Annotated in this window: 14 protein-coding genes; 2 read left to right on the forward strand and 12 right to left on the reverse strand. The window is 47.6% G+C overall.

Features of this window, described 5'->3' with window-relative positions; all coding sequences use genetic code 11:
* Position 1 precedes the first annotated feature (1 nt).
* Positions 2-358: a DoxX family protein gene (locus GC098_RS25545; RefSeq protein WP_171646035.1), complete on the forward strand. Its 357-nt coding sequence runs from the start codon at positions 2-4 to the stop codon at positions 356-358.
* Between the two features lie 49 nt (positions 359-407).
* On the opposite strand, the gene GC098_RS25550 is transcribed toward GC098_RS25545, so the two are convergent.
* The 4 genes from GC098_RS25550 to GC098_RS25565 all read right to left on the reverse strand — a co-directional run bounded on the left by GC098_RS25550 (position 408) and on the right by GC098_RS25565 (position 11357).
* On the reverse strand, positions 408-2711 hold the full coding sequence (locus GC098_RS25550) for a helix-turn-helix domain-containing protein (RefSeq protein WP_171646036.1): 2304 nt from the start codon (positions 2709-2711) through the stop codon (positions 408-410).
* 84 nt (positions 2712-2795) lie between these two features.
* Positions 2796-5531, reverse strand: a complete 2736-nt coding sequence (locus GC098_RS25555; RefSeq protein WP_171646037.1) for a discoidin domain-containing protein — start codon at positions 5529-5531, stop codon at positions 2796-2798.
* A complete protein-coding gene (locus tag GC098_RS25560; RefSeq protein WP_171646038.1) occupies positions 5528-10099 on the reverse strand; it encodes an Ig-like domain-containing protein in 4572 nt (1523 codons plus the stop codon). Before GC098_RS25560 ends, GC098_RS25555 begins: the two co-directional genes overlap by 4 nt.
* Positions 10100-10433: 334 nt before the next feature.
* Positions 10434-11357 (reverse strand): AraC family transcriptional regulator, encoded by a 924-nt coding sequence (locus GC098_RS25565; protein WP_171646039.1) that lies wholly within the window; start codon positions 11355-11357, stop codon positions 10434-10436.
* A 131-nt stretch (positions 11358-11488) separates the two neighbouring features.
* Between GC098_RS25565 and GC098_RS25570 the strand changes: the two genes are divergently transcribed.
* Entirely contained in the window at positions 11489-12556 is a 1068-nt protein-coding gene (locus tag GC098_RS25570) for a glycoside hydrolase family 88/105 protein (RefSeq protein WP_171646040.1), read from the forward strand.
* Between the two features lie 26 nt (positions 12557-12582).
* Here the strand turns inward: GC098_RS25570 and GC098_RS25575 are convergent, their stop codons facing one another.
* The 8 genes from GC098_RS25575 to GC098_RS25610 form a co-directional block, all read right to left on the reverse strand.
* Entirely contained in the window at positions 12583-14346 is a 1764-nt protein-coding gene (locus GC098_RS25575) for a DUF8769 domain-containing protein (RefSeq protein ID WP_171646041.1), read from the reverse strand.
* Positions 14347-14451: 105 nt separating this feature from the next.
* Positions 14452-16050 (reverse strand): extracellular solute-binding protein, encoded by a 1599-nt coding sequence (locus GC098_RS25580; RefSeq protein WP_171646059.1) that lies wholly within the window; start codon positions 16048-16050, stop codon positions 14452-14454.
* A gap of 64 nt (positions 16051-16114) precedes the next feature.
* Positions 16115-17011, reverse strand: coding sequence for a carbohydrate ABC transporter permease (locus GC098_RS25585; protein ID WP_171646042.1), 897 nt, complete (start codon positions 17009-17011; stop codon positions 16115-16117).
* Between the two features lie 3 nt (positions 17012-17014).
* Positions 17015-17992 (reverse strand): ABC transporter permease, encoded by a 978-nt coding sequence (locus GC098_RS25590; RefSeq protein WP_171646043.1) that lies wholly within the window; start codon positions 17990-17992, stop codon positions 17015-17017.
* 447 nt (positions 17993-18439) lie between these two features.
* Positions 18440-19345 (reverse strand): AraC family transcriptional regulator, encoded by a 906-nt coding sequence (locus GC098_RS25595; protein ID WP_171646044.1) that lies wholly within the window; start codon positions 19343-19345, stop codon positions 18440-18442.
* A 99-nt stretch (positions 19346-19444) separates the two neighbouring features.
* Positions 19445-20155 (reverse strand): metallophosphoesterase family protein, encoded by a 711-nt coding sequence (locus tag GC098_RS25600; protein WP_171646045.1) that lies wholly within the window; start codon positions 20153-20155, stop codon positions 19445-19447.
* A 38-nt stretch (positions 20156-20193) separates the two neighbouring features.
* Entirely contained in the window at positions 20194-20742 is a 549-nt protein-coding gene (locus GC098_RS25605) for an alpha/beta fold hydrolase (protein WP_171646046.1), read from the reverse strand.
* Positions 20743-20926: 184 nt separating this feature from the next.
* Complete coding sequence (locus GC098_RS25610) at positions 20927-22030, reverse strand: glycoside hydrolase family 88/105 protein (protein ID WP_171646047.1); 1104 nt, start codon at positions 22028-22030, stop codon at positions 20927-20929.
* Between the last annotated feature and the right edge of the window lie 50 nt (positions 22031-22080).

Below are 22080 nucleotides of genomic sequence, written 5' to 3' on the forward strand. Positions count from 1 at the left end.
CATGAAATGGACGACTCGCATATTTCAATGTGTGCTGGCAGTCGCGTTCTTAATGTTTGGCTTTATGAAATTATCCACAAATCCCATGCAGGTGGAAGCTTTTACAGAAGCCTATGGATATGGTCTAAATGCCATGTATGTCGTTGGAGTTATTGAATTATTAGCTGGAATCGGGCTAGTTATCGGCTTCTGGAAGCCGCGCATCGCGTTCTACTCCGCTGGCATTATTGTAATTATAATGGCTGGCGCTATGCTAACACATGTTCGATCTGGTCAAGGTATGAGCACCGCGGCATTACCGCTTATCTTTCTAATCCTGGCATTAATTGTTGTACTAAGGCGTTCCAAACGCGCATAAACAAACGGGTATCCCAGCCAGACGGCAGGTGATACCCGTTATTTGCGACTTACGACGGAACAGGCTTCGACATGTGTTCCCGATACTCCGTTGGCGTTAAGCCTGTATATTTTTTGAAGGTGCGCAGAAAGCTTCTCGTATTTGCATATCCGACTGCTCCCGAAACGTCATTAACTTTAATGGACTTATCTTTCAAAAGTTCCATTGCCGCTTTAATGCGAATCTCGATCATGTAATCAATAAAATTGCTTTCCGTGTGATCCTTAAACAGTCTGCTAATGTAAGGCGGAGTGAGATGAAACATTTCGGCCAACCGGTCTAAGGACAGATCATACTCCTGATAATGCTCTCGGATATAGTCCAGCATTCGCTCGATCGTCTCATTTTTCCCGCGTTGATTGCGCTTTTCCTCAATTTGTGAAGCCAAGCCCTCGAGAGTATCTCCGACTAGCCGCTCCGCATCTTTCCAGTTCTCGCATTTCCCAATCCGGTCATAAAAGCTGCTTAGGGGACCCATCGATATTTCCGGCTCAATCCCAATGGCTTTGACGGTTTGCAAAGATTTCATCACAAGGTCGTAGCACAGCTGCCTGATCAGCTCCGGAGGAAGATTGCTCGCAACTGCTTCACGGAATGTATCCGATAAGTAAGTGAGCATCTTGACGCGATCTGTTTGCCTCATGGCTTCCATCACCGGATCGATCATTCGGCTAAGTTTGTAATAATCCTGTCGGTCCGGCGGCTGCAAGTCGTCTACCGATATGACCGAATGCTTACCGAAGATCATCTTATAATGAAGCGCCTTCTGTGATTCATCGAAGGAGCTCGGTATCTCTTTCATCTCCATCCGGCATTTGCCGACTCCGACCGTTACCGTTAAACCAAACTGCTTCTTCATGATATCAAGGATGAGTTCAAGTATGACTAATGTTCTCAAATGATTTTGCTCCGGATCACCTTCTGCGAAGCTGAGAAGAACAGCCGCTCGGCCTCCCCCCAGATCGATGGCTAAGCCTGCATGTTCAGTTCGGATCAGCTCCTCCGCGACATTACAGAACATATAGGTGTACAACGTTTCGTCCCGCGGAGCAAGCTGTTCACCTTCCTTGCCAATCTCTGCCGTACACACGATAAAGCGCTCCGAATACATGTGAATCCCCAAAAATTCTAAATGATGATACATCGCATGGAAATCAGAACGATTGCCGTTCAATACATCCATCATAATCTTCCACTTGAGCATAGGCTTCGAATCCCTGACATGCTGCTCCAATTGCTCGCGGTCCGTAACCATTTCATCGAATATATGCTCCAGGTTTCTGAGTCCTATACTCTCTGCGCCTTGCCCTCTACGCTTGTTCACACCGGACAGCTTACCTGCCAAGCGATCTAGCGGCTTAAAGGTCCAGCGATTCACATAAAATAATGCAGCCAATGCCAAAAAGAACATCACGACGGCAAATGTGAGCAGCAGATTGCGTGTAACCTTAATCGGCTCAAATACCGTGGACTCCGGCATTATGCTGACAAATTTCCAGCCTGTATATCCGCTCGTCCGGTAAAAAACTGACTCCTGAATCCCGTCCAGCTTCACGTTGAAGGAACCGCTGTCTGGATCTCTTAATATCGTCTGTATATACGGCAGCGACTTCATATTGCGGTAAAGCTGGTTCTTATCGTCATGAGTGACGACATTCCCTTCCGCATCCAGAATGAAAAATTGACCAGCGTGACCATCCTCGTAGATCGCTTTAATCATCTGAGACAACTGAGCCTCTTTGATGCTAATAGCCATTAGACCCTTCCTGAAGCCAGGACTGCTGAGGCTAGGAAAGCTGCGGACCAAGGTAATCACATCTTGGGTCTCATGGCCATCCCATACCTTCTGAGTCGATAGCCACTTAAAATATTCAGGCATATCCAGGTACTGGGCCAACCAATTGAACTCTGACGAAGCTTGCTTTAAATAGGTTTCCTCTGTCATTAAGTCTCCACTGATATGTGAGTACGCAAAGACTGAGGAATAATTCGGATTATTTGAAATAAATTCCCTCAATCTGTTCGTCAAAGTATAGTAAATGCTATATCTGTGACCGTCATCACTGTAGCTGTTATTCATAAAATAAACAAATTCCAGCCCTTCCGCCATGGAGAGCAGATCCTTCTCCGTCTGGCGAAAGGCAGCCTCGATCTTGGAATCAACCTGTTTCAACAGTGCAAGATTAGCATCCTGCAAGTCCTTCTGCAGCCTGCCCACAGTGCCTGTATAGGACAACCAGAAGGTCAGGGCGATGATGAAAAGGAATACGATACCATAAATCATCATGGCTTTTCCGGATATGCTGGTTCTCATGATGGACCTCCGCTTCGGCGCATTGTTTTGATTTCTATTGTACCATTAACACGGCTGTCCGGGAGGGGAAATCTGGTCTTCCTATCAGTTGATGGAATTTACAGTAACGCCGGCGAGGGAGTAGATGAACACAGGTGCTCCGGTCAAAGGCACGCTTACAACTCCTGATACAGCAGCCATATATTTGTAGCTCCCATCAATTCCAACAATCGTCACACCTGGATCAGATGTCGCAATTTGAGCCGTTCGGGAAGAACTGCTTGTCGTTTTCCAGCTCGCATCCCATAAAGCTGTGATGTACTTGTTCTTATTCTCATCCCAGAATTGATAACCATAATAGGGATTGGCTATATTTGATACCGTGCCCAAATACTTCGAATCCTTAAGCACCCTAATCAACGTGTAGTAACCATAGTAGCTCTCCTTCGGTTTACCGTTCCAGTCGATCAGACCGAGGTTATGCTCCAAATTGTTGGTCTCCGTGCCGTCATCAGCAAAATCATACCAGTGCATCGTTCGGATTCCGTTTGCGATGGCGTGCATGTATGCTCTGGCCAAATAATTTCTTTGGGTTGATCGATCCACCGTTTTCAAGTAGCTTCCGCCTGTATAGGTGCTCCAACCTAGCTCGGTAACTACGATCGGCTTTTCTCCATCACCATGGCTGGCCATGACGGTTTTCAGTTCTTGGAACGATTGGAGCAGCTTTTCAGGTGCGCCTTGTTCCAGCCCTGGAACAGCAGGATACTCATATTTGACGTAAGGATGGACATCCATGACATCGAAATACGTTTTCACCAAGGCGCCATTCTGTCCATCGGAATTATACAAAGCATCCAGCCAATTCAATCCCTCATCCGCTTTTAATCGATCAAGGCCGGCGAGAGCAGGTTCTACAAGCAAGCTCTTGCTGCTGACCGCTTTCAAGCTGTCATGGTTTGCCTTGAGGGCGGCCGCTGCGGCAGCCGGATCTCTTTTGGCAAGATCAGGTTCATTATAAGTCGAGAACGTATAGGCGCCCCTATTATTATCGGACTGAACAAAGCCCGGTCCATGATAAAAGTAGTGGAAATTTAGTCCGCTTTTGCCGTACAGCGTCTTCATCGCGCTGCTGTGATCCCACCACCTGTTTTTGTTGATTCCCCCGAGATCCCTTAGCAGTCGTAATTTGTTCATCAAGAACACATCTTCCGTCTCGCCATGGTGCACATAGTTTCCTCCACCGTAAGGAGCATCGTTGATGGCAAATATATCTCCGACCTTCTCCCCTCCAAGAACAGATGGCGTGGTCATTTTCAACGTCTCAACATCTTTCCTCTCTCCACCGGTCGAATGGAAGGGAGTTACGGCTACATAATAGGTGGTCTCCGGCTTCAGGGCGAAATACGATAAGTATTTGCCGACCTGCTCGAGGGACTTGGCCTCCGCCGTGAACTTCGGCGTCAACCCTGCCGTACTCGCAAAAGGAGATGTCTCGATATATACGCCGTATTTGTTTACATTGTTGACGACGTTGTTATAGCTGGACCAGTCCAGATATAGCGTGCTGTAATTTTTGAGCTCCGCAGTAAACTCAACTTGATCCGGCGTCGGATTCTTCGGAAGCGCAGGGTCGTACAGCTTCCAGCCCCAGATCGCCACTTCTCCGACCGTTAAGATCTCCGAATTATTCGCATTATGCATAATAATTTTGACGTATTTCGCATGCTTGCTCGGAACACCGTAGCCCGGCGTATTCACGATCACGTTCGCTGTGCGGCTGCTCTCATTAGGCGTATAACCGAGAGACGAATAGTTAACGCCGTCAGTACTAACGAGAACCTCATACCCGTCCATGAACTTGTTGCCTCCTGATGCCAATGTCCATACATCGATTTTTCCGATTTGATACACATCGTTCAAGTTGAAAACAACCGTGCCGAACTTCCCTTTTGAACCCCAGATTGAGTTGGTCGTAGATGCCGCATCGGATTCTTTGCTAGAACCGTCGATTAAGTCCGGCGCTCCCCCTACGGTGTCATTCTTGGAGCTATCGTTATCGTATTTGATTAAATCTCCATCTGTAACGAACGGGTAATCAGTCAACCACTCGTAGGATGCGCCAGTCGCAATCTTGGGAAGGGATGTATTATAAAAATAGCCGGAAGACCTTAAATAGTTATTGCTCAAAATAGCCATCTGCTCCAGAGTATCGCCATATACGGCCACTTCACCTAGCCTCATGACTTGCTTGGCCGGATCCTTGTGCATAATGACTTTGATATATTGGGCATAAACGGCGGGCTTGACAGCAAGCGTAACGGGATCAAAACCTGAGCCTGGTGGATTCACATTGTCCGTTGCCCCGACCCGATTGTAAGTCACTCCGTCGAAGCTGGCGTACACCTCGAAATTCCTCATCTGACTGTTATTGTCCGTGTCCGCCCATACCTTCACCGATGATACCTTATAGACGGATTTCAAGTCGTATATAAGCGTTCCATATGCGGCAGAGCCTTCCGCGCTCCCCGTTGTGCTGCTCGTGTTATCGTCAGGGCCGTTACTGCCATCGGTCATATCCGGCGCACCGGTGTCATCCGAAGCGATTAGAGCCGGATCCGTCGCATGGATCCCTTCTGTCAACCAGGTATAGGACGCTCCCGTAGCAATAGCAGCTGTACCCTCAGGGAAGAGTGTTCCTCCGATCGCATTTCCGCTTAGTACCTTCTCGCCGTTTGCCGCCTGAACAGGTTGACTTTCCAAAGGGATAACAACGGAAACGAAGCCGAGCAGAAAGGCAAATGCAACGACAAGAGCACAGCTCTTTTTCATAAATCTCATGGCAAAGCTCCTCTCTGGAATGTGGCGTACAGGATCGGAACAGCTTCGTCAGCGGCCGCTTCAGAAGGCATGTCATCACCATTTGAACGTGCCATGACGGTCACTATACTGCTCGCCGTATAACTGCCATCGTCTGTCGTCACGGTAATCGTTGCCGAACCTGCTGATACTCCAGTAATGGTTGCATGCAGCTTGTTGACCTCTTGCGTAACACTTACAACGGCCGGATTGCTCGATGTGAAGTGGACCTTCCTGTTGCTTGAATTGCTTGGTTGGACTTTTGCGTTCAGGGATATCGCTTGACCCTCTTTCATAGTTACGGTCGAGCGGTTCATGGTAACCCCTGTTACTTGCACCTCACCGTCTGTTACAGGTGCCTTGATTGTCACCGTACTTTTCGCCGTATAGCCACCATCGTCTGTCGTCACGGTAATCGTTGCCGTACCTGCTGACACACCAGTTACGGTTGCTTGCAGACCATAGACCCCTTGCACAACGCTTGCCACCGCTGGATCACTCGATGTAAAGCGAACTTGTTTGTTAGTTGAGTCTCCAGGAAGGATCGTCGCGTTCAGGACGGTCGTTTCTCCCAGATTCAATGATGCAGTCATTTGGTCCAGCGTAACCCCTGTTACCCGCACTTCGGGCGCAGCGATTTCGGTGAAAATCACATCTTCAAACAACTGCGTATTTTTGCTGGAACCAATCCCGCTCATGTATTCAAGCCAACCGCGTCGGGTAGTTCCGTCATTCTCATTAATCAACATGGAAAACCCGAAGATGTCTTTGTCCTGTGGCGATTGGCCTTCAGGCAGCAGCTCCGACCACGGAATCGCAAGCTCGTAGGTGGTGGCGATGTCGCTGCGATTAACCACCGCTTGCACAGACGTCATCTCCCCTGTCGGTTTACCGTTAGCTGACAACCATCTCCAGACCATCGGGCCTTGTTCTCCTAGTGCGATACCGAACTCGTTGTTTTCCGCGCTGCCAATGCCGTTAACTCTTCCCGTATCAATAGAGAACTGTATGCTATCCCCCTGCCACATGTCGCCGCCAGTTCCTTTTTGAACATGGATATTATCTTGAACTTCCATACCAAAGTAGAGATGACTGCGGTCCCACTTCAGATAGCCCTTGCCGCTTAAATCCTGCTCACCGCCCCAATTGGCGATGTTCTTATTTTGATCCGATCGGTTGATGACGATAGGCATGCCATTATGCCAGCTTGCCTCTAACAGCTTGCCATCTATGATCGGCGCCGTCTGGTCGTTCACAGCTGCAATAAAGTTAAACGGTCTCTCCACGATCTTCGTAAATCCGCTATCCAGCTCAACCATGAGTTTTAACTTGGCTCTCGCTTTCTCCGGAAGCTCGGTGATCGGAATCGTTATTTTCTTAATTTCCCCGGGTAAGAGCCCATTGAAAGCAATCTGGCCGCTTTGTCCTAAGACCAAATACACAGCCTCGGTAACGCTTATCGTGCCGTTAAGCTCTTTGTCCTCAGTCGCATTCTCCACATAAATTGCTGCATTCCATTGATCCCATTGCCCGGGTACAGCAATCTCAGGCACCATGCGGACTTTGATTGTTTCCAGCACATTGGCCTTTAATTTCACGGACGAGATCAGCGAAGTACCCGAGATCACTTGGAGCGTAAGCTCCTGGACCTTCTCTTCCGCGTTAAGCGGAACGGGAATAGCAATCGGAATGGCAGTCGTTCCCGCTGTAAAGTTCACGTCACCTTCCAGCTTCCATTCATCGGATGGACCGATTAGCTCCAACCTTCCGTCCAACTCCGCACCCATCCCGAATCGGTTGATCGCAGTGTGGATAACCTCTCCACGTCTAACATCCACCGAGGGAGTCTTTAACACAAAGGAATCATCAATGGACGAAATCTCCACGCCCGTGCTGGAGTAAATAAACACAGGTGCGCCATTAATCGTTAAGCTTGCGCTTCCATCGCTGACTGGCAAATAGGTATAGCTTCCGTCAATACCCACAACGGTAAGCCCTGTGTCCTTCGTTTTGAAGGTCGCTGTTTTGGTCGATTCATCCGCCGCCCAGAGTGACGTAATATATTGGTTCTTGCCTTCATGCCAGTATTCATACCCATAATATGGGTGTTCGACATTAGGCTGGGCTCTTACGTATTTGGCGTCTTTCAGTACCTTAGACATCGTATAGTAAGCATAATAGCTTGGCTTCGGAATGCCGTTCCAGTCGATGAGTCCCAGATTATGCTCTAGATTAGTCGCATCGAGTCCGTCGTCCTGGAAATCGTACCAATGCATTCTCTTTATCCCGCCAGCAATCGCATGCATATAAGCTCTAGCCAAATAATTGCGCTGTGTGATTGGGTTCACCGGACGAAGATAGCTGCTTCCGGTATAGGTGCTCCATCCTAGCTCCGTGAAGATAATCGGCTTCGCCTGATCGCCATATTTGGTTTTCAGCGCTTGTATGTCTTCAATTTTCTTAATCAGCATTTCCGGCGCGCCTGGAATGAGTCCAGGCAAGCTGCCTTCATGGTTTTTCACATAGGGGTGTACATCAAGCACGTCAAAATAGGTTTTCACTAAAGCCCCATTTTGCCCGTCTGATTTATATAAGTTCTCAAGCCAAGTCATACTTGCTGGTTCAGTTCCGCCAAGAGCAGGCTCGACCAGTAAATTTCGGCTATCCACCGCCTTCAGGCTCTCGTGGTTTTGCTTAAATTGCAAGGCCAGTGCGGAAGGATTTGTGCCCTTTAAGTCAGGCTCATTAACCGTGGAGAAGGACCAGGTTCCTTGTTTGTTTTCCATCGGGACATCTTGAGGTCCGTGGTAAAAAGTATGGAACCCAACCCCGTATTTATTGGAGAACGTTTTGACCCAAGAATCATGAATCCACCAACGGTTGAAGTTAATTCCTTCGATACCTCTTGTCAGAATAAGCTTGCGGATGATGTTTTCATCCTCTTTACTCCCGTGCTGCACATAGTTGCCTCCGCCATAAGGCGTATCGTTAATAGCAAAAATGTCCCCGGCCTTCTCCCCTCCGAGAACGCTAGGTGTCGTTATTTTGACCGTACTGACATCCTTTCGTTCACCCGAGACGGTGCTCGTCGGAGTTACTGCGATGTAATAAGTCGTCTCTGGTTCCAAAGAAGAAACAAGCAGTAATTTCCCCTTCTGTTCGACAGATCCGTTGTCGGCCGTCACATGAGCGGATAGCCCATTTGTTGTCGTAAAGTCGCTCTTCCGAATGTAGATGCTGTATTTGTTGACCTTGTTGACTACCGCATTATACGCAGACCAATCCAGATATAGCGTGTTGTAATTTTTCACATAGGTCGTGAAGTCGACCTGATCCGGGCTGTCTTTCTTGGCAAGCGTCACATCATACAGCTTCCAGCCCCAGATAGCGATCTCCCCTGCAATCAACCGGTCAGAGTCGTTGGCATTGTGCATGACGATTCTTACATATTTCGCATGCTTGCCGGGGATACCGTAGGAAGGTGTATTAACCATGCTATTTGCATATCGGCTGTTCGGATTCGCGGTGTATCCGCTTGAGAAATAATTGACGTTATCGACGCTTAACAGAACCTCATAGCCGTCCATGAAATTAGCGCTCTCCGCTTTGGACCACACATCGATATTCCCAATCTGATACATATCATTTAACGTAAAAGTTACCGTTCCGTATTTTCCTTGGGAGCCTGCAGCCATACTGGCTATCGTATCAGCCGTTTCCTCCGTACTCGAACCGTCGATTAGATCAGGCAAGCCGCTGACGCTGCCATCATTCTTCGCGCCGACTTCATTGTCGCTCGTCATTAAACCAGCTTGAGTCACAAAAGGCTGTTCGGTGCTCCATTTATAGGTTGCCTTTGTATCCAGCTTTGGCATCCCTGTGGCATAGTAACCGCCAGCTTTTAACTGGTTATTACTTAGAATCGCCGGCGCTTCCGCAGTGTTCCCCCATATCGCCACTTCTCCTATGCTCATCATGAGCTTAGCCGGATTTTTGTGCAGGATGACCTTTACATATCTGGCATAAGGGACAGGTTTAATGCTGCTTGTCACAGGAACGATACCTGCGTCATCCCCGTATGTACTTTCGGTAACTGCAACGCGGTTGTAATTCACACCGTCGATGCTTGCATAAATCTCGACCTGCTTCAAGCCGCTTGCAGCCGAGAATTCGGACCAAACCTGCAAAGCGGATACCCTGTATACGGTCTGCAGGTCATAGACCAGCGTTCCGTAAGCTGCTCCTGATTGACTGTAGGTTGATGTGACAACGCTTACAGAACCGTCTGTCATTTTGGCCGCATCGCCAGGATCTGCAGCTAAAAGCCCGCCATTGGTAGCATATATTCCTTCCTGCTGCCAATCATATATGGCTCCGGTATCAATGACCGGTGTATTTTCCGGAAACAACTGGCCTAATGTATTAGCACTTAGCAGCTTTGGTACATCCGACTCGGCCGCATGCGCGATAGGCGCATCAGTCGATGCCATACCTATGGTTTGAATAAACAATAACATTGCTAAGATGATGGGACCTATTTTTTTTAACATTACAGAACTCCCTTCTCCTAATGAATAGCTTGACTTAGATAATCGCTTTATTGCCTACAATGACGTCACACTTCCTCTCACCTCCACCCAAATCTTGGGTTCCATTGTATGATGAGACTAACCTTATCAAATGCAGTTGAAATCACAATAGACAGTTTTTGTCGGACGTCGCATTTCTTTCGATCCAACGATGTAAGAGTGCAATTTAACGGCCTCAATAATACTGTCTTAAAAGATGTAACTTGATCCGCCAATAGGTCACTTCCCCAAATGAAAAAAAAACATGCCCAGACAAGAGAACTCTCTTGCCCTAGCATGCCGGTTGATGTACGAATTAAATTGAATGGTGCAGGTTCCGATAACCACTTGGTGTCAACTCCGTCAATCGCTTGAACGTATGGCAAAAGTGGGAAATATCCTGAAACCCTACAGAAGCTGCAACTTCCGTAATGGGCAGATCGCTCCCTTGTAAGTACTCCTTTGCTTTGTTAATGCGATAGGCAATCAGAAACTCATTGACGGAGACCCCTGTATCCTGTTTGAAAATTCTACAAAGATACGATCGCGAAAGGTGAAACTGTCCGCACAAATCCTCTATACGCAAGGACTCCTGGTAGTGCTCCATCATATAGCTCAGTATGCTTTCGACGACCCTCTTCCGTTCTCCCGATCCCGGCTGGACAATGCTTATATCCGTCTGATAACGGCCTAGCTGTGTGAACATATGCAGCATGAGCCCTTTCACAGCAAGGGGATATCCTGGCTGTTGTTCCCTGATTTCCCGCTCCAGTTGACTAAGCGTTTCCTGCAAGCCCAGCAATTGGCGGGCATTTAATTGGACATGAAGGGAGTCGCTGCCAGGCCCTGGAAGCCACTGCTCGATCCATGAAGCTATCTGCATATCTCGCTCGTACAAACCTTCCAGATAGCTTTTCTCCACGGCAAGAACATAGCGATGAAAAGGAACGTCCATATCCGGGCGAGATCTATGCATGGCCATAGGCCTTACAACCGTGAAGCTTCCCGGACCTAATGTATGAATCCGTTCACCGGCAATGTATGTGCCGCTGCCTTGTATACATAAATACAATTCAAATCCGCTGTGTGAATGGAAGCTGCGCTGGTACAAGCTCGTTGTTCGATACAAGCAATGAACGGGAAAGGCAGAGAGTGTCAGATTCGTCCACTCATCTATTGCCGCTTCAATGACATTTGGCTGATCCACCAGTTCTAAGTTTTCCGATTTCACCCAGCTCACAGCTTTTCACTTCCTTCCGTTCTATTTCGTAGACAATACCCCAAGTCAATAAGAGCATACGCCAAGCCTCACGGTCATCCTGCATAGTATAGTGAACGTATGCTACTACTCTTTCAAGGAGGAATACAACAATGCCAACTACACTTGCATCTGCTCATCTAGAACAAACCGCTAGTCAAATTTATGGTTACATGCTATCTGATCATTCGGGGAATTGGGGGTTGGATATTGATCACTGGGACTGGGTGCCCGGTGTTGGCGTTATATCGATACTGGCCTATTATGAAAGCATTCAAAAACCGGAGATCCTGAATCATCTGACCTCATGGGCATGCCAAAACCTGCATAAATCGGAGCATCTGAAGGTTATTAACTCCATGGCTCCCTTCGCCATATTTCCTGCTCTTTACAGTCACACGAAAGACCCCGTCTTTCTGGAAACTGCCGAGCGCATTGGGAAGTGGATGCTAACTGAGGCTCCCCGTACAAGGGAAGGCGCGTTTGAGCATACCGTCACCGAAAATGCCAGCTTCCCCGAGCAGGTATGGGCGGACACGATCTTCATGGCTGATCTGTTCCTAGCGCGTCTTGCCCGCCTTACCGGTGAAACCGCCTATGCCCAGGAAGCTGTCAACCAGCTTGACCTCCACTTGCGACTGCTTCAGGACGACAGATCGGGTGTGCTGTTCCACGGTTGGAACTGCATCGCTCAGGATCATATGTCCGCTGCGCGCTGGACGAGAGCTAACGCATGGATCGCAGTCGCAACGCCAATGATCCTGCAAGAAATCGAGGGCCTCGCCCAGGTGCCCGAAGAAACTTTAGAGCGCTACCGTGCTATGATGCAAGGGCTCATCCGTTATCAACAAGCAGATGGCCTATGGGCCACTGTTATGGATCAACCTGATTACTATCCGGAGACTTCAGGCAGCGCCGGTATCGCTTGTGGTATTTTACTAGCCGTGAAACGCGGTTTGCTCGACCCATCCAGCAAAGAGGCAGCCTATCGTGCTGCTGAATCTATTCTATCAAAAGTTCTGCCTAGCGGGGAAGTAACCGGCGTGTCGGGTGGAACACCTGTTATGCCAACGATTGAAGCTTATAACACAATTCCGTGTTATCCAACGCTTTATGGACAGGGGCTAGTGCTAATGCTGCTCTCAGAAATGCTTGAAAAAAGGAAGGAGACCGCCATTTAATTGGCGAGCTCCTTTTTTTTGTTTCCTTAGTTCGGATGTTTGTCATTCGGCTTCAAGGAGATAGACAGCTGTTGCTGCGAACCGTCCGCACGATTGTCAGCATGCCTTGCAATCACTTGCTCAGCTTCTTCTTCAATGACAATCAGAGGCAATTCCTCTACCGAGTCACCTATAGCTAACGAGAATAAAAACGCAGCTTTGTCCATAGCTTGGAAGTCTATTGTTTGCCTCTCACCTGTGTAAATAACCAGATCCAGTCCATAGGTGTCTCCCTGTTTGCTCCATTCCCAGTTCCAACCGGCGGTAGCGGAGGATACGCTTTTGTCACCGAAGCGCGGTTGGTTCTCTCCAGTACCCTCAAAGGCTGCATATAAGCTTTCGAAGCGCAGTGGCAGTCCATTGATCTGCACTTTCGTCACAGCGCCTTCCTGCTCAATACTCATACGCTCCAAGCAACCGCCAAATTCCATCCGAATCCGGAAATCTGTTGCCTCTATACGGCCTTGAATACGATCCAAATTCGGGTGTGTATCCCCGCCGTTCGTCAGAAAGTTTACGCCTAACAGCAGATGGTTGCGGCTCGCTGCAACACTGAGAACAGCCGAGCAATAATCGTACCCATCGTGTAAGCAGCGCATTTGCAGATAGGTCGGCTGCCCGCCATTATCGAAATAAGCAACCATCCCTCTTGTTTGATTCCACATGATCTCTTTCCTAAACACTCCGATCGCATATTGCGGCGTTATGTAAGTCTCCGCCCATTTCACGAATCCGGTCTCCTCATTTCGATAATAAGGCTGCCTAAGATCACGTACCTCTACTCGGGTAAATTGCTCAACATATTGTTCCGGACATTGGATACCGCTGCCAAACCACTCTGCATCATAATCCAAATCGTCAGAGGCAAAGAAAACCAGCTTGTTATCGGTAGCGACTTGCAGGAAGGATTTGGCCTTATTCGTCAGTAAGGTACTGTAGCTGCGGCTGTGCGGACCAGCCCATTGCTGGGAGACCGGATGATAATGCTCCACCACCATTCGCCAGACCATGTCTAACAATTCAGCAGTTATGTCCTTCGCGCGAGAGTTGAGGGAATACTCACGAATTTTAGACAGCTCTACAATGGCAATAACAGAATAGGTAGGACTGTTGAATTCTTGGAAGGTCCCTAGATTGGCTGTATATTGCAGCAGCTTCTCTAGCCTTTCCAGCCCATAATCAGCATAATCCTTCCGATCATACACCTCACCGGCGATCAAGGTCACAAATGCCCCCATAATCGCAATATTCGTATAGTGCGGTCCTACATTCCGTTTGATGATAGCGTCGCATGCAAAGCTTACTGATTCTTGGATCTGATCTTTCAGCGCTTCAGGTAGCTTATGGCCGTGGCGCAATACCACAAGCAAGAGCTCCTTGCCGCAAAAGTCTGCCCAGTTCCAATCAGGAGGAGCCATCTGTGTAAGCGGCTCTTCATAAAACCAAGGCCATATCCCATAGGTATCACTTAGCGGATTGCGATCCTGCAAAGATAACAAGCGGCCAATGATATCATAGGCCCTCTGTTCATATTCCTTCATTTCCGTATTTAGCAAGCCAACCGCATAGAGCAGCGATAGATAAGTCGGATGAGTGGTTGGGTGATCCTTCGCCGTAAGCGTGGTATGATACCCCGGGCTATGAAAAGGACGACGAAGCATACAAACCTGAGAATCATACTCACTTTCTTTGGCTTTGATTGCTTTTATCAAAAGTGCTTTGTGATCAAGAATAGTCTCATTTATGCTCATGCTGAACAATCCTTCCAATTGGGTTTATAGAACGACGGGAAGGTCAGCCTACGCAAGCAAGCCGCCTTCCCGTAAATTCAGTTATATATATTGGGCGTGCACTGATTATTTCAAGAACTCTTTATTCTTCTCATACCACTCTTGTGCAAGCTTCTCCACATTGTCTCCACCAAGGCGCTTCCACTCTTTACGCGACTCTTCCATAGCAGCCTCTGGGGTTGATGCACTGCCTCCAGTTACGGCTTTCACCTCGATTTGCGTAGCAATCGGATGGAATGTGGCGATCAGTTGGCTTACTTCCGGAATATCCGGGCTAAAGGCTATGTCTCTGCGGTATTTGTTTTTGAGTGCCACATCCAGTGACTGTGTCTTCAATTTGGCATATTCCTGGGAGAGCGGATCCTGAGCAGCCATGATCGGGAACCAGTCGGATTTTAGGCTATAATCAGTTACAATCGCATACTCAGCAGCGTAGCCAACTTCCTTACGAGATTTGTCAGCATCGATGACTTGCGGGATCTTACCGTCAATTAACTTGTAATGGACATTCTCCTCGCCATATTTCATCGCCATATCCCCTTTATCCATCATCCAATCGAGGAATTTAACAGCGGATTCGATTTTATCCTCTTTCATTTTACTGTTAAAGGCTACCAGAATATTCGCCGGAAGCTCTTGATACAGACCATTTTTCCCATACTTGCTGGCCACTGGCTCTAAAGGAACCATTTTGGCATCAGGTACATTTTTCTTAAGATCCATATATTCGTTTTGCATATTCCATGAACCAAAATAAATACCTGCTTTGCCAGTCGTCCACATTTGTCGAGCGCGTTGGAAGTTGCTATCCGTGATATACTCCTTATCTAGCAAGCCTTGATCGAATAGTGTTTTCTGATAGGCAACAGAATCCTTGTAACGATCCAACGTTCTGCCAAACTTAAGCTTGCCCTCTTCCAAATACCATTGATTCTCATTCACGAAAAAGAGAGCTCTAATGATTTGCACACCGTTGCCATTAAACACAATAGGCACTGTATCTGCTTTACCATTACCGTCCGGATCTGCTTCCTTAAATTTCTTGGCTACCTCGATCAATTCTTCCGTTGTCGTTGGCGCCTTCAAGCCCAGCTTATCCAACCAATCCTGACGAATCCACATCCCATGGTTGGCAATTCCATCTATGCTTCGACTGCTGGTGACCGCATACATTTTGCCGTTAATCGTTGACGCTGATTTGAGCTCCGGATGCTCCTGCAGATACTTTTTCATAGTCGTGCTATATTTCTCGATGAAACCGTCTACCGGTTGTATAGCACCTTGGTTGGCCAGTTGCGCAATATAGTTGCGGTCATACTCCCAAATGAGATCAGGTGCGCTCCCGGAAGCCACTAGGGTACTCAGCTTTTGTTGAGCTTGTGCACGAGGTACTGGCACCCAGGTTACCTTAGCCGGCGAATTTTCATTCATAAACTTTGTCCAACGGTTGCTCTCGTAGCTGCCTTCCTCAGCGGCTACTGTCCCACGATCAAAAGCGGAAATGCTGATCTCTTTCTTCGGACCGGCCGCTGTTGCTGTAGCAGCTGCACTTCCTTGAGGCTTTGCTGAACTGCCACCCTCTGTAGTCGTATTAGTACTGCAAGCGGCTAGTACTGCTAAAGACATACTTGCTGCAAGAACTGGTTTCCACGCATGTTTAGTCATTTTCAATGGTTCCATCCCCCTAAATATTGTGTGGTATATATCAAGGACTATTTGCCCCGAGATATCAGCCTTTGACCGATCCAATCAAGACGCCTTTGACAAAATGCTTCTGCAAGAACGGGTACACGATCAGAATTGGTGTGACTGCAATGACAATCGCCGCCGCTTTAATCCCTTCGGGAGTAAGCGTCATCTCCGCTACACCCTCGCTACCGGATGCATGATCCAGTAGATTCTGATCCACCTGCAGGATCATTTGATAGAGCTTGAGCGTTAAGGTTTGCTTGGTTGTTTTGGTAACGTACAGCAATACATTGAAGTATGAATTCCACCAACCTACGGCATAAAAGAGTGAAATGGCAGCTATGATCGGTTTGCATAACGGTAAAATGATTTGAAGCAGAATTCGCCAGTCACCTGCGCCGTCAATAGATGCTGATTCCTCCACTTCCTCCGGCAAGCCTTCCATGAACGTTTTCATCACAAACATGTTGTACGTACTAATTAATGAGGGAAGCCACAACGCCCAATAGGTATCCATAAGTCCTAAGGATTTAACTAGTATAAAATTCGGGATTACGCCCGAAACGAACAACATGGTGAAGGTGATGAAAATGAGCAGCCCATTACGCCCCATCAGTCTTCGTCTGGAAAGCGGATATGCAGCCAGTAAAGTAAGTGTCATATTGAGCGCTGTGCCGACTATGGTTACTAGCACCGTATTCCACATCGCTACAAAGAGCTGTCCATCCTGGAAAAGACGCTTATAGGCCTCCGCGTTGAATTCGACCGGCCACAATGTCACCTCACCCGCTGTAATAGCCCTGCTGCTGCTGAAGGACGATACGACTTCATACCAGAACGGGTATAAGGCAATTAACGAAAGAAAGCCGAGTATCGCATAATTAGCTGACGTACCAAGACGGGATAAAAGGGATTGCTTTTTATATAAACTTTGCATCGCTTACCATAACCCCCGTTCTCCGAACGCTCGAGTCAATCTGTTTACGCCTACGACCAGTATCAGGCCAACTGCGGATTGGAACAACCCTAAGGCCGTCGTATAGCTGTAGTTCATATTCTGCAAACCGACACGGTACACGTATGTACTAATTACATCCGCAACATCCAGGACGGACATATTCTGGAGGACCAGTGTCTGCTCAAGCCCCACATCCATCATGTGCCCCATGCGGAGAACGAGCAATATAGCAATTGTGCTGCGAATGCCGGGTAAAGTAATATGCCAAATCTGGCGCAGCTTCGATGCGCCGTCCATCTTGGCTGCCTCATATAGCTGCGGATCAATCGAGGCCATTGCAGCCAGATAAAGAATCGTGCCCCAACCCGCTTCCCGCCATATGCCTGATAAGGTGTAAGCAACAGGCCACCAGCCGGAGCTAGCCATGAAATAAATAGGCTCGATACCAAACACCTTCGTCAGCACCAAATTGACAACACCCGTGCTTGGTGAGAGCATAGCAATGAAGATACCCCCAAGAACAACCCATGAGATGAAATGGGGCAAGTAGAGCAGATTCTGAACGGTCCGTTTGTACCATTCCTTGCGTACTTCATTAAGCAGAAGCGCGAGTAGTATGGGCACCGGAAATCCAAAAACAAGGCTGTACACATTGAGCAGCAGCGTATTTCTTAGTACTCTCCAGAAATCGATGCTTTGGAACAAGCTTATGAAGTGCTTAGACCCTACCCACTTACTGCCGAAGATGCCGTCGGCGAATCGGTAGTCCTTGAAGGCAATAATCTCGCCGGCCATCGGAGCATATTTAAATAATAGATAAAATCCGATCACAGGCAGAAGCATCAGATACAAATGTCGATCCCGTATCAAGCGGCCTCGGAATGTGGACGGAATCGGCTTGGTTGGAATTGGCTTCCGCTGGCTTAACTTCTTATGTAAGCCGGTCACTCTTTCCTCCATGTTGTGTTCACCCTTTCCAAATGTGAGCCTGCTGTTGTGCCGGCGATATCATCGTATCCTGCCACCGCTTACTTGCAAATAGACACGTTTTGCTCTGCTGTCTTTTCTTAACAAATACCCTGTCACCTTACTTAAACTAGGTTCATTTTCCTAAGGTGACAGCTCCAAGGAATACGGTAACGAAGGCGGTTTACCTCGGTTTCGGTGCCTTGGCAGCGGAATTGAGCTTATTCGAGCGTAGTGATGGGCGAGTGTGGCTCCATAGGCGCGGATATCGCGTTTTCGCGACGCAAAAAAAGAGACCCACAGCAACGGGCTGCGGGTCTTCAAGTATATATATTTAAAAAGGGGGTCGAATTTCAGTATAGGCCCCGAACCTTAAAGCCAGATGAAAACCAGATTTCATTTTGGTTACAAATGATTCCCATTTGTTACAAGCATGCAGCTCTATTTTTCCTTAATCGGAATATAAATGTCCATTTGGATGAGCTCATTTTTGGATGGGTTACAGCGTTCATCGTACAGTTCGAACTCCGCGCCACCTGCATGTTCATATCCGGAATGAGGAAACCATTCTTCGAAAATGGATTTCCACGTGCTCTGAATGGATGCAACGAATTGATCTTGAGTGACCTTAGGTGTCGTAAACACCACATACCTTGCCTCCGGAAATTCACGGCTCACTAGATCTGCAGGCACATCCTCAAAATCCGTCGCTTCCATCCCGATGATATAACTTAAATCCCCAGTCTCCATGTTGAAATCCGTACAAATCCCCAGCTCAACTTGTGAATCTGCATGTACACGATTGGGAATGCGATTCCCCTTGCCCTCTTGTAGATACGAGTCCCAGAATGCGGGGAATTCACGATGGTTTCTTCCCTCTTTGCAGGACGTTTTCAGTTCATAACCAATCAGTTTAAAAGCAGGCTTCGTCTTCAGTTGATATTCCATTCGAATTCCTCCTAAGTAGGGGTTGAATTTTCTTTGCAGCACATTCGCTTTCGCATAAACTGGCGTCAGTATGCCTTGTTTACGGTAAGCTAGCGGCGTACGTTCAAAAACTTTTTTAAATGCTCGAGTGAAATTCTCGTGGGACTGGAACCCATTGTCGAGGGCAATATCGATTAACTTCTTCTCCGTATGTGCGATCTGATAAGCCGCGCTCGCTAATCTTCTTTTCCGAACATACTCCATCACAGCTTCTCCCACCATGGTTTGAAAGACTCTATGAAAATGGAAGTCAGAGAAACAAGCGACTTGGGCTAAACAAGCAACAGATAAAGGCTCGGATAGGTGATTTTCAATATAATCCAAAGTCTTCTGAATCTGCACAAAGTAATCAGTGCCCATCGGTTGCCCCCTCCAGCATTCTAAACACAGTGTAAGCTATTTAAAATAACGGTTCTTGATTTTTCTTGCTAAAAGGCTAGCCCGATGCTATCCCATCGATTATCTCCAACTTCCTTTGGAAGCAACCGAATAGGTCTTGTACTGATTTCTGCCTTTGATTTCCAAGCAATTGATTTGCAAACCGTAAGCACAGCCGCCATCAATGCCGATTTTATCACGATCAAACCAAACATCTGCTTTCCCATGAATATCCTTAGCCGGCGTATGCCCAAAAACGACTGTTTTTTTAACGACAGTTCGCTGCTGGACAAAAGGAGCTCGAATCCACAAAAAGTCCCTTTCTGGTTGGGTTTTCCAATCCGAAAATGTAGGGTTAAGCCCAGCATGAACATAAATGTGAGTCTCGTCCTCGTGATAATACGGAAGATTATTTAAAAATGAAATATGATCGCTGAACTTTGCTCGGATGCGTTCTTTCGATTGCTTCAAATCAAGCTCTTCGGACCCGCAGAAGCTTTTAAATGTTTGGATGCCTCCATGTTCAAAAAACTTCATTTCCGTCAATGAATCGACGTCCCCCAGAACGTCCACGAACCGTTGGTCATGATTCCCTTTGAGCGCAATCGCTCCCTTTTCTCTCACCAAATGCATAACGAATTCCACAGTTTCCCGACTTTGCGGCCCTCGATCCACGTAATCACCAAGCAGCACGAGCTGGTCTTCTTCGGCATTAAAAATTACTTTATCGAGTAATTGCTTGAATTCATCCACACAGCCATGTATATCGCTTACGGCTAACGTTCTTTTCATATCCTGTACCCCCTGATGGCGCGCTCCGGCAAATCCGTCTATTTGTGTGCATCTATTTGTTCTAGAAAATGTTGAATTGTATATCGAAAACGGGCCTCATCCCACAGATCAACCTCTTCCGTTTCGTCAAATATAGCCTGTACCACGTCAGAATTGGTGTGAGGATTAGCTAAACATCGCTGCAGCCATTCAGCGCTAAATGCGGGGTACTGCGCAGGAAAATCGCATATGATTAATCCCTTCAGCAGTTCGGGTCTCTGAATAGCAAAACCCATCGCATAAGCAGCTCCTCTGGAAAAAGCCATCAATACGAGGCTATCTGAATCTGTATGCCTCTGAGAAATCCCGGCCTCAATATCGGCCACATGATCACTAAACGTATATCCGGTCTTCGGAGAATCACTTTTCCCGCGCCCCCTGAGGCTGATGGCTGTACATTCTCTATCGTCAAAGGCTGAAAAAAAGAACTCTTCTGCAGACCCCAGCATGCCAGGTATATAAACTAACGGAGTGTTCCCAGTGTCGCTTGAAGAGACAAGATAATGAATGCGGACTTCTTGATTCAGCGCAAAATGCGGCTCGACCATCGACAAATCAGCTCCCTAGCAAACTCTGAATCTATGTGTATTTCTATTATTTAGGTTTTATTCTACCATAGTTTGGTTTATTCGGGATTCCTTAATTATCATTGATCTAACGTAAGAAACATGAAAAGGACGTCCTGATGGACGTCCTGAAAGGGAATAAGGATATGCTAAGACTTGACGCTCCTTAGGACGAATGCCCAATGAGCGACTCCATTTCTACACACGCCATCACGAATGTGCCAACGCCATGCAGGTCGTTCTCACTAGTCGGACGAGTCACATAGTTCTCATAATCGCCTGCTGACGTTCCGATACAGATGAGTGGCAATATCACCCGCTCCTGCTCGTCAAACTTCAGTGTTCGGATCAGTCCTTCATATCCCTTCACAGCTGCGTCCACACATTCTTGGCCGACAACCCCGTGCTTAATTGCTTTGGCAATCGTGTATACGAACAGATTGGTACATGATGTCTCCAGCCAGTTATCCGGCTGATCACCCTTATCAACGATTTGATACCAAAGTCCGCTTTCCGCATCCTGATATCGAATCAAGGCATGAACGAAATCACGCAGCGAGTTAACTAACTCTTCGCGCCCTGGTTCGTCCGCTGGGAGCTCATCAAGGAATTGTGTAACCGCTAGGCCATACCAGCCGAGTGAGCGGCCCCAAAATTCTGGTGAACAGCCGGTTTCGACATTCGCCCATGGCATCCTCCGGCTTTCATCCCAGGCATGGTACAGCAGCCCTGTCTCTTCGTCTTTCATATATTTGCGCATCAACTTCTCTTGATGCAGCACCGTGGAGCGCAATGCATCATCTCCGTAAGCATTCGCATATTTCAATGAGAAGACACCTGCCATATACAAACCGTCCAACCACATGTTGTAGGCATATTTATCTTTATGCCAGTAACCGCCCTCCGAAGTGAGATTCAGCGTGTTCAGCAAGTTTCTCAGCTTATCCGCAGCGATTCGGTATTTGCTGTGTCCTGTCCGTTGTTCCAATCGGAACAACAAAAGCCCCGCTTGAACCGCATCCAGCTCATCCCGCGCGAAATATAGATTGCCGTTTTCGTCGATCAAACCATCGACATACGCCTGGATGTAGGCGTCATAGCGATCATCTTGTTCAGCTTCCCCCAGCATTTCCATGCCGCATAAGAAAACACCTTGGTGGTAATGCCAGCGCTCAGCAGGCGGCAGCTCCATAGGCGTGTACGTGCTCATAATTGAATCGCAGGCAGCTCGTGCCCATTCGATGGGTGATTTAATTAAATTTTGAGTCATATTGAATTTTCCTCTCTATGTCTAAATAGATTTTCGGATTAATTGAAATC

It is taken from the genome of Paenibacillus phytorum (genome assembly GCF_013141715.1).
GTDB lineage: Bacteria > Bacillota > Bacilli > Paenibacillales > NBRC-103111 > Paenibacillus_E > Paenibacillus_E phytorum.

Bases quoted from the DNA above. Each gene is read 5' to 3' on its own strand.
- GC098_RS25545 (WP_171646035.1), top strand. From the start codon at position 2: ATGAAATGGACGACTCGCATATTTCAATGTGTGCTGGCAGTCGCGTTC.
- GC098_RS25555 (WP_171646037.1), bottom strand. From the start codon at position 5,531: ATGAGATTTATGAAAAAGAGCTGTGCTCTTGTCGTTGCATTTGCCTTT.
- GC098_RS25550 (WP_171646036.1), bottom strand. From the start codon at position 2,711: ATGAGAACCAGCATATCCGGAAAAGCCATGATGATTTATGGTATCGTA.
- GC098_RS25575 (WP_171646041.1), bottom strand. From the start codon at position 14,346: ATGAGCATAAATGAGACTATTCTTGATCACAAAGCACTTTTGATAAAA.
- GC098_RS25610 (WP_171646047.1), bottom strand. From the start codon at position 22,030: ATGACTCAAAATTTAATTAAATCACCCATCGAATGGGCACGAGCTGCC.
- GC098_RS25585 (WP_171646042.1), bottom strand. From the start codon at position 17,011: ATGCAAAGTTTATATAAAAAGCAATCCCTTTTATCCCGTCTTGGTACG.
- GC098_RS25590 (WP_171646043.1), bottom strand. From the start codon at position 17,992: ATGGAGGAAAGAGTGACCGGCTTACATAAGAAGTTAAGCCAGCGGAAG.
- GC098_RS25605 (WP_171646046.1), bottom strand. From the start codon at position 20,742: ATGGTCGAGCCGCATTTTGCGCTGAATCAAGAAGTCCGCATTCATTAT.
- GC098_RS25580 (WP_171646059.1), bottom strand. From the start codon at position 16,050: ATGACTAAACATGCGTGGAAACCAGTTCTTGCAGCAAGTATGTCTTTA.
- GC098_RS25560 (WP_171646038.1), bottom strand. From the start codon at position 10,099: ATGTTAAAAAAAATAGGTCCCATCATCTTAGCAATGTTATTGTTTATT.
- GC098_RS25570 (WP_171646040.1), top strand. From the start codon at position 11,489: ATGCCAACTACACTTGCATCTGCTCATCTAGAACAAACCGCTAGTCAA.
- GC098_RS25595 (WP_171646044.1), bottom strand. From the start codon at position 19,345: ATGGGCACTGATTACTTTGTGCAGATTCAGAAGACTTTGGATTATATT.
- GC098_RS25600 (WP_171646045.1), bottom strand. From the start codon at position 20,155: ATGAAAAGAACGTTAGCCGTAAGCGATATACATGGCTGTGTGGATGAA.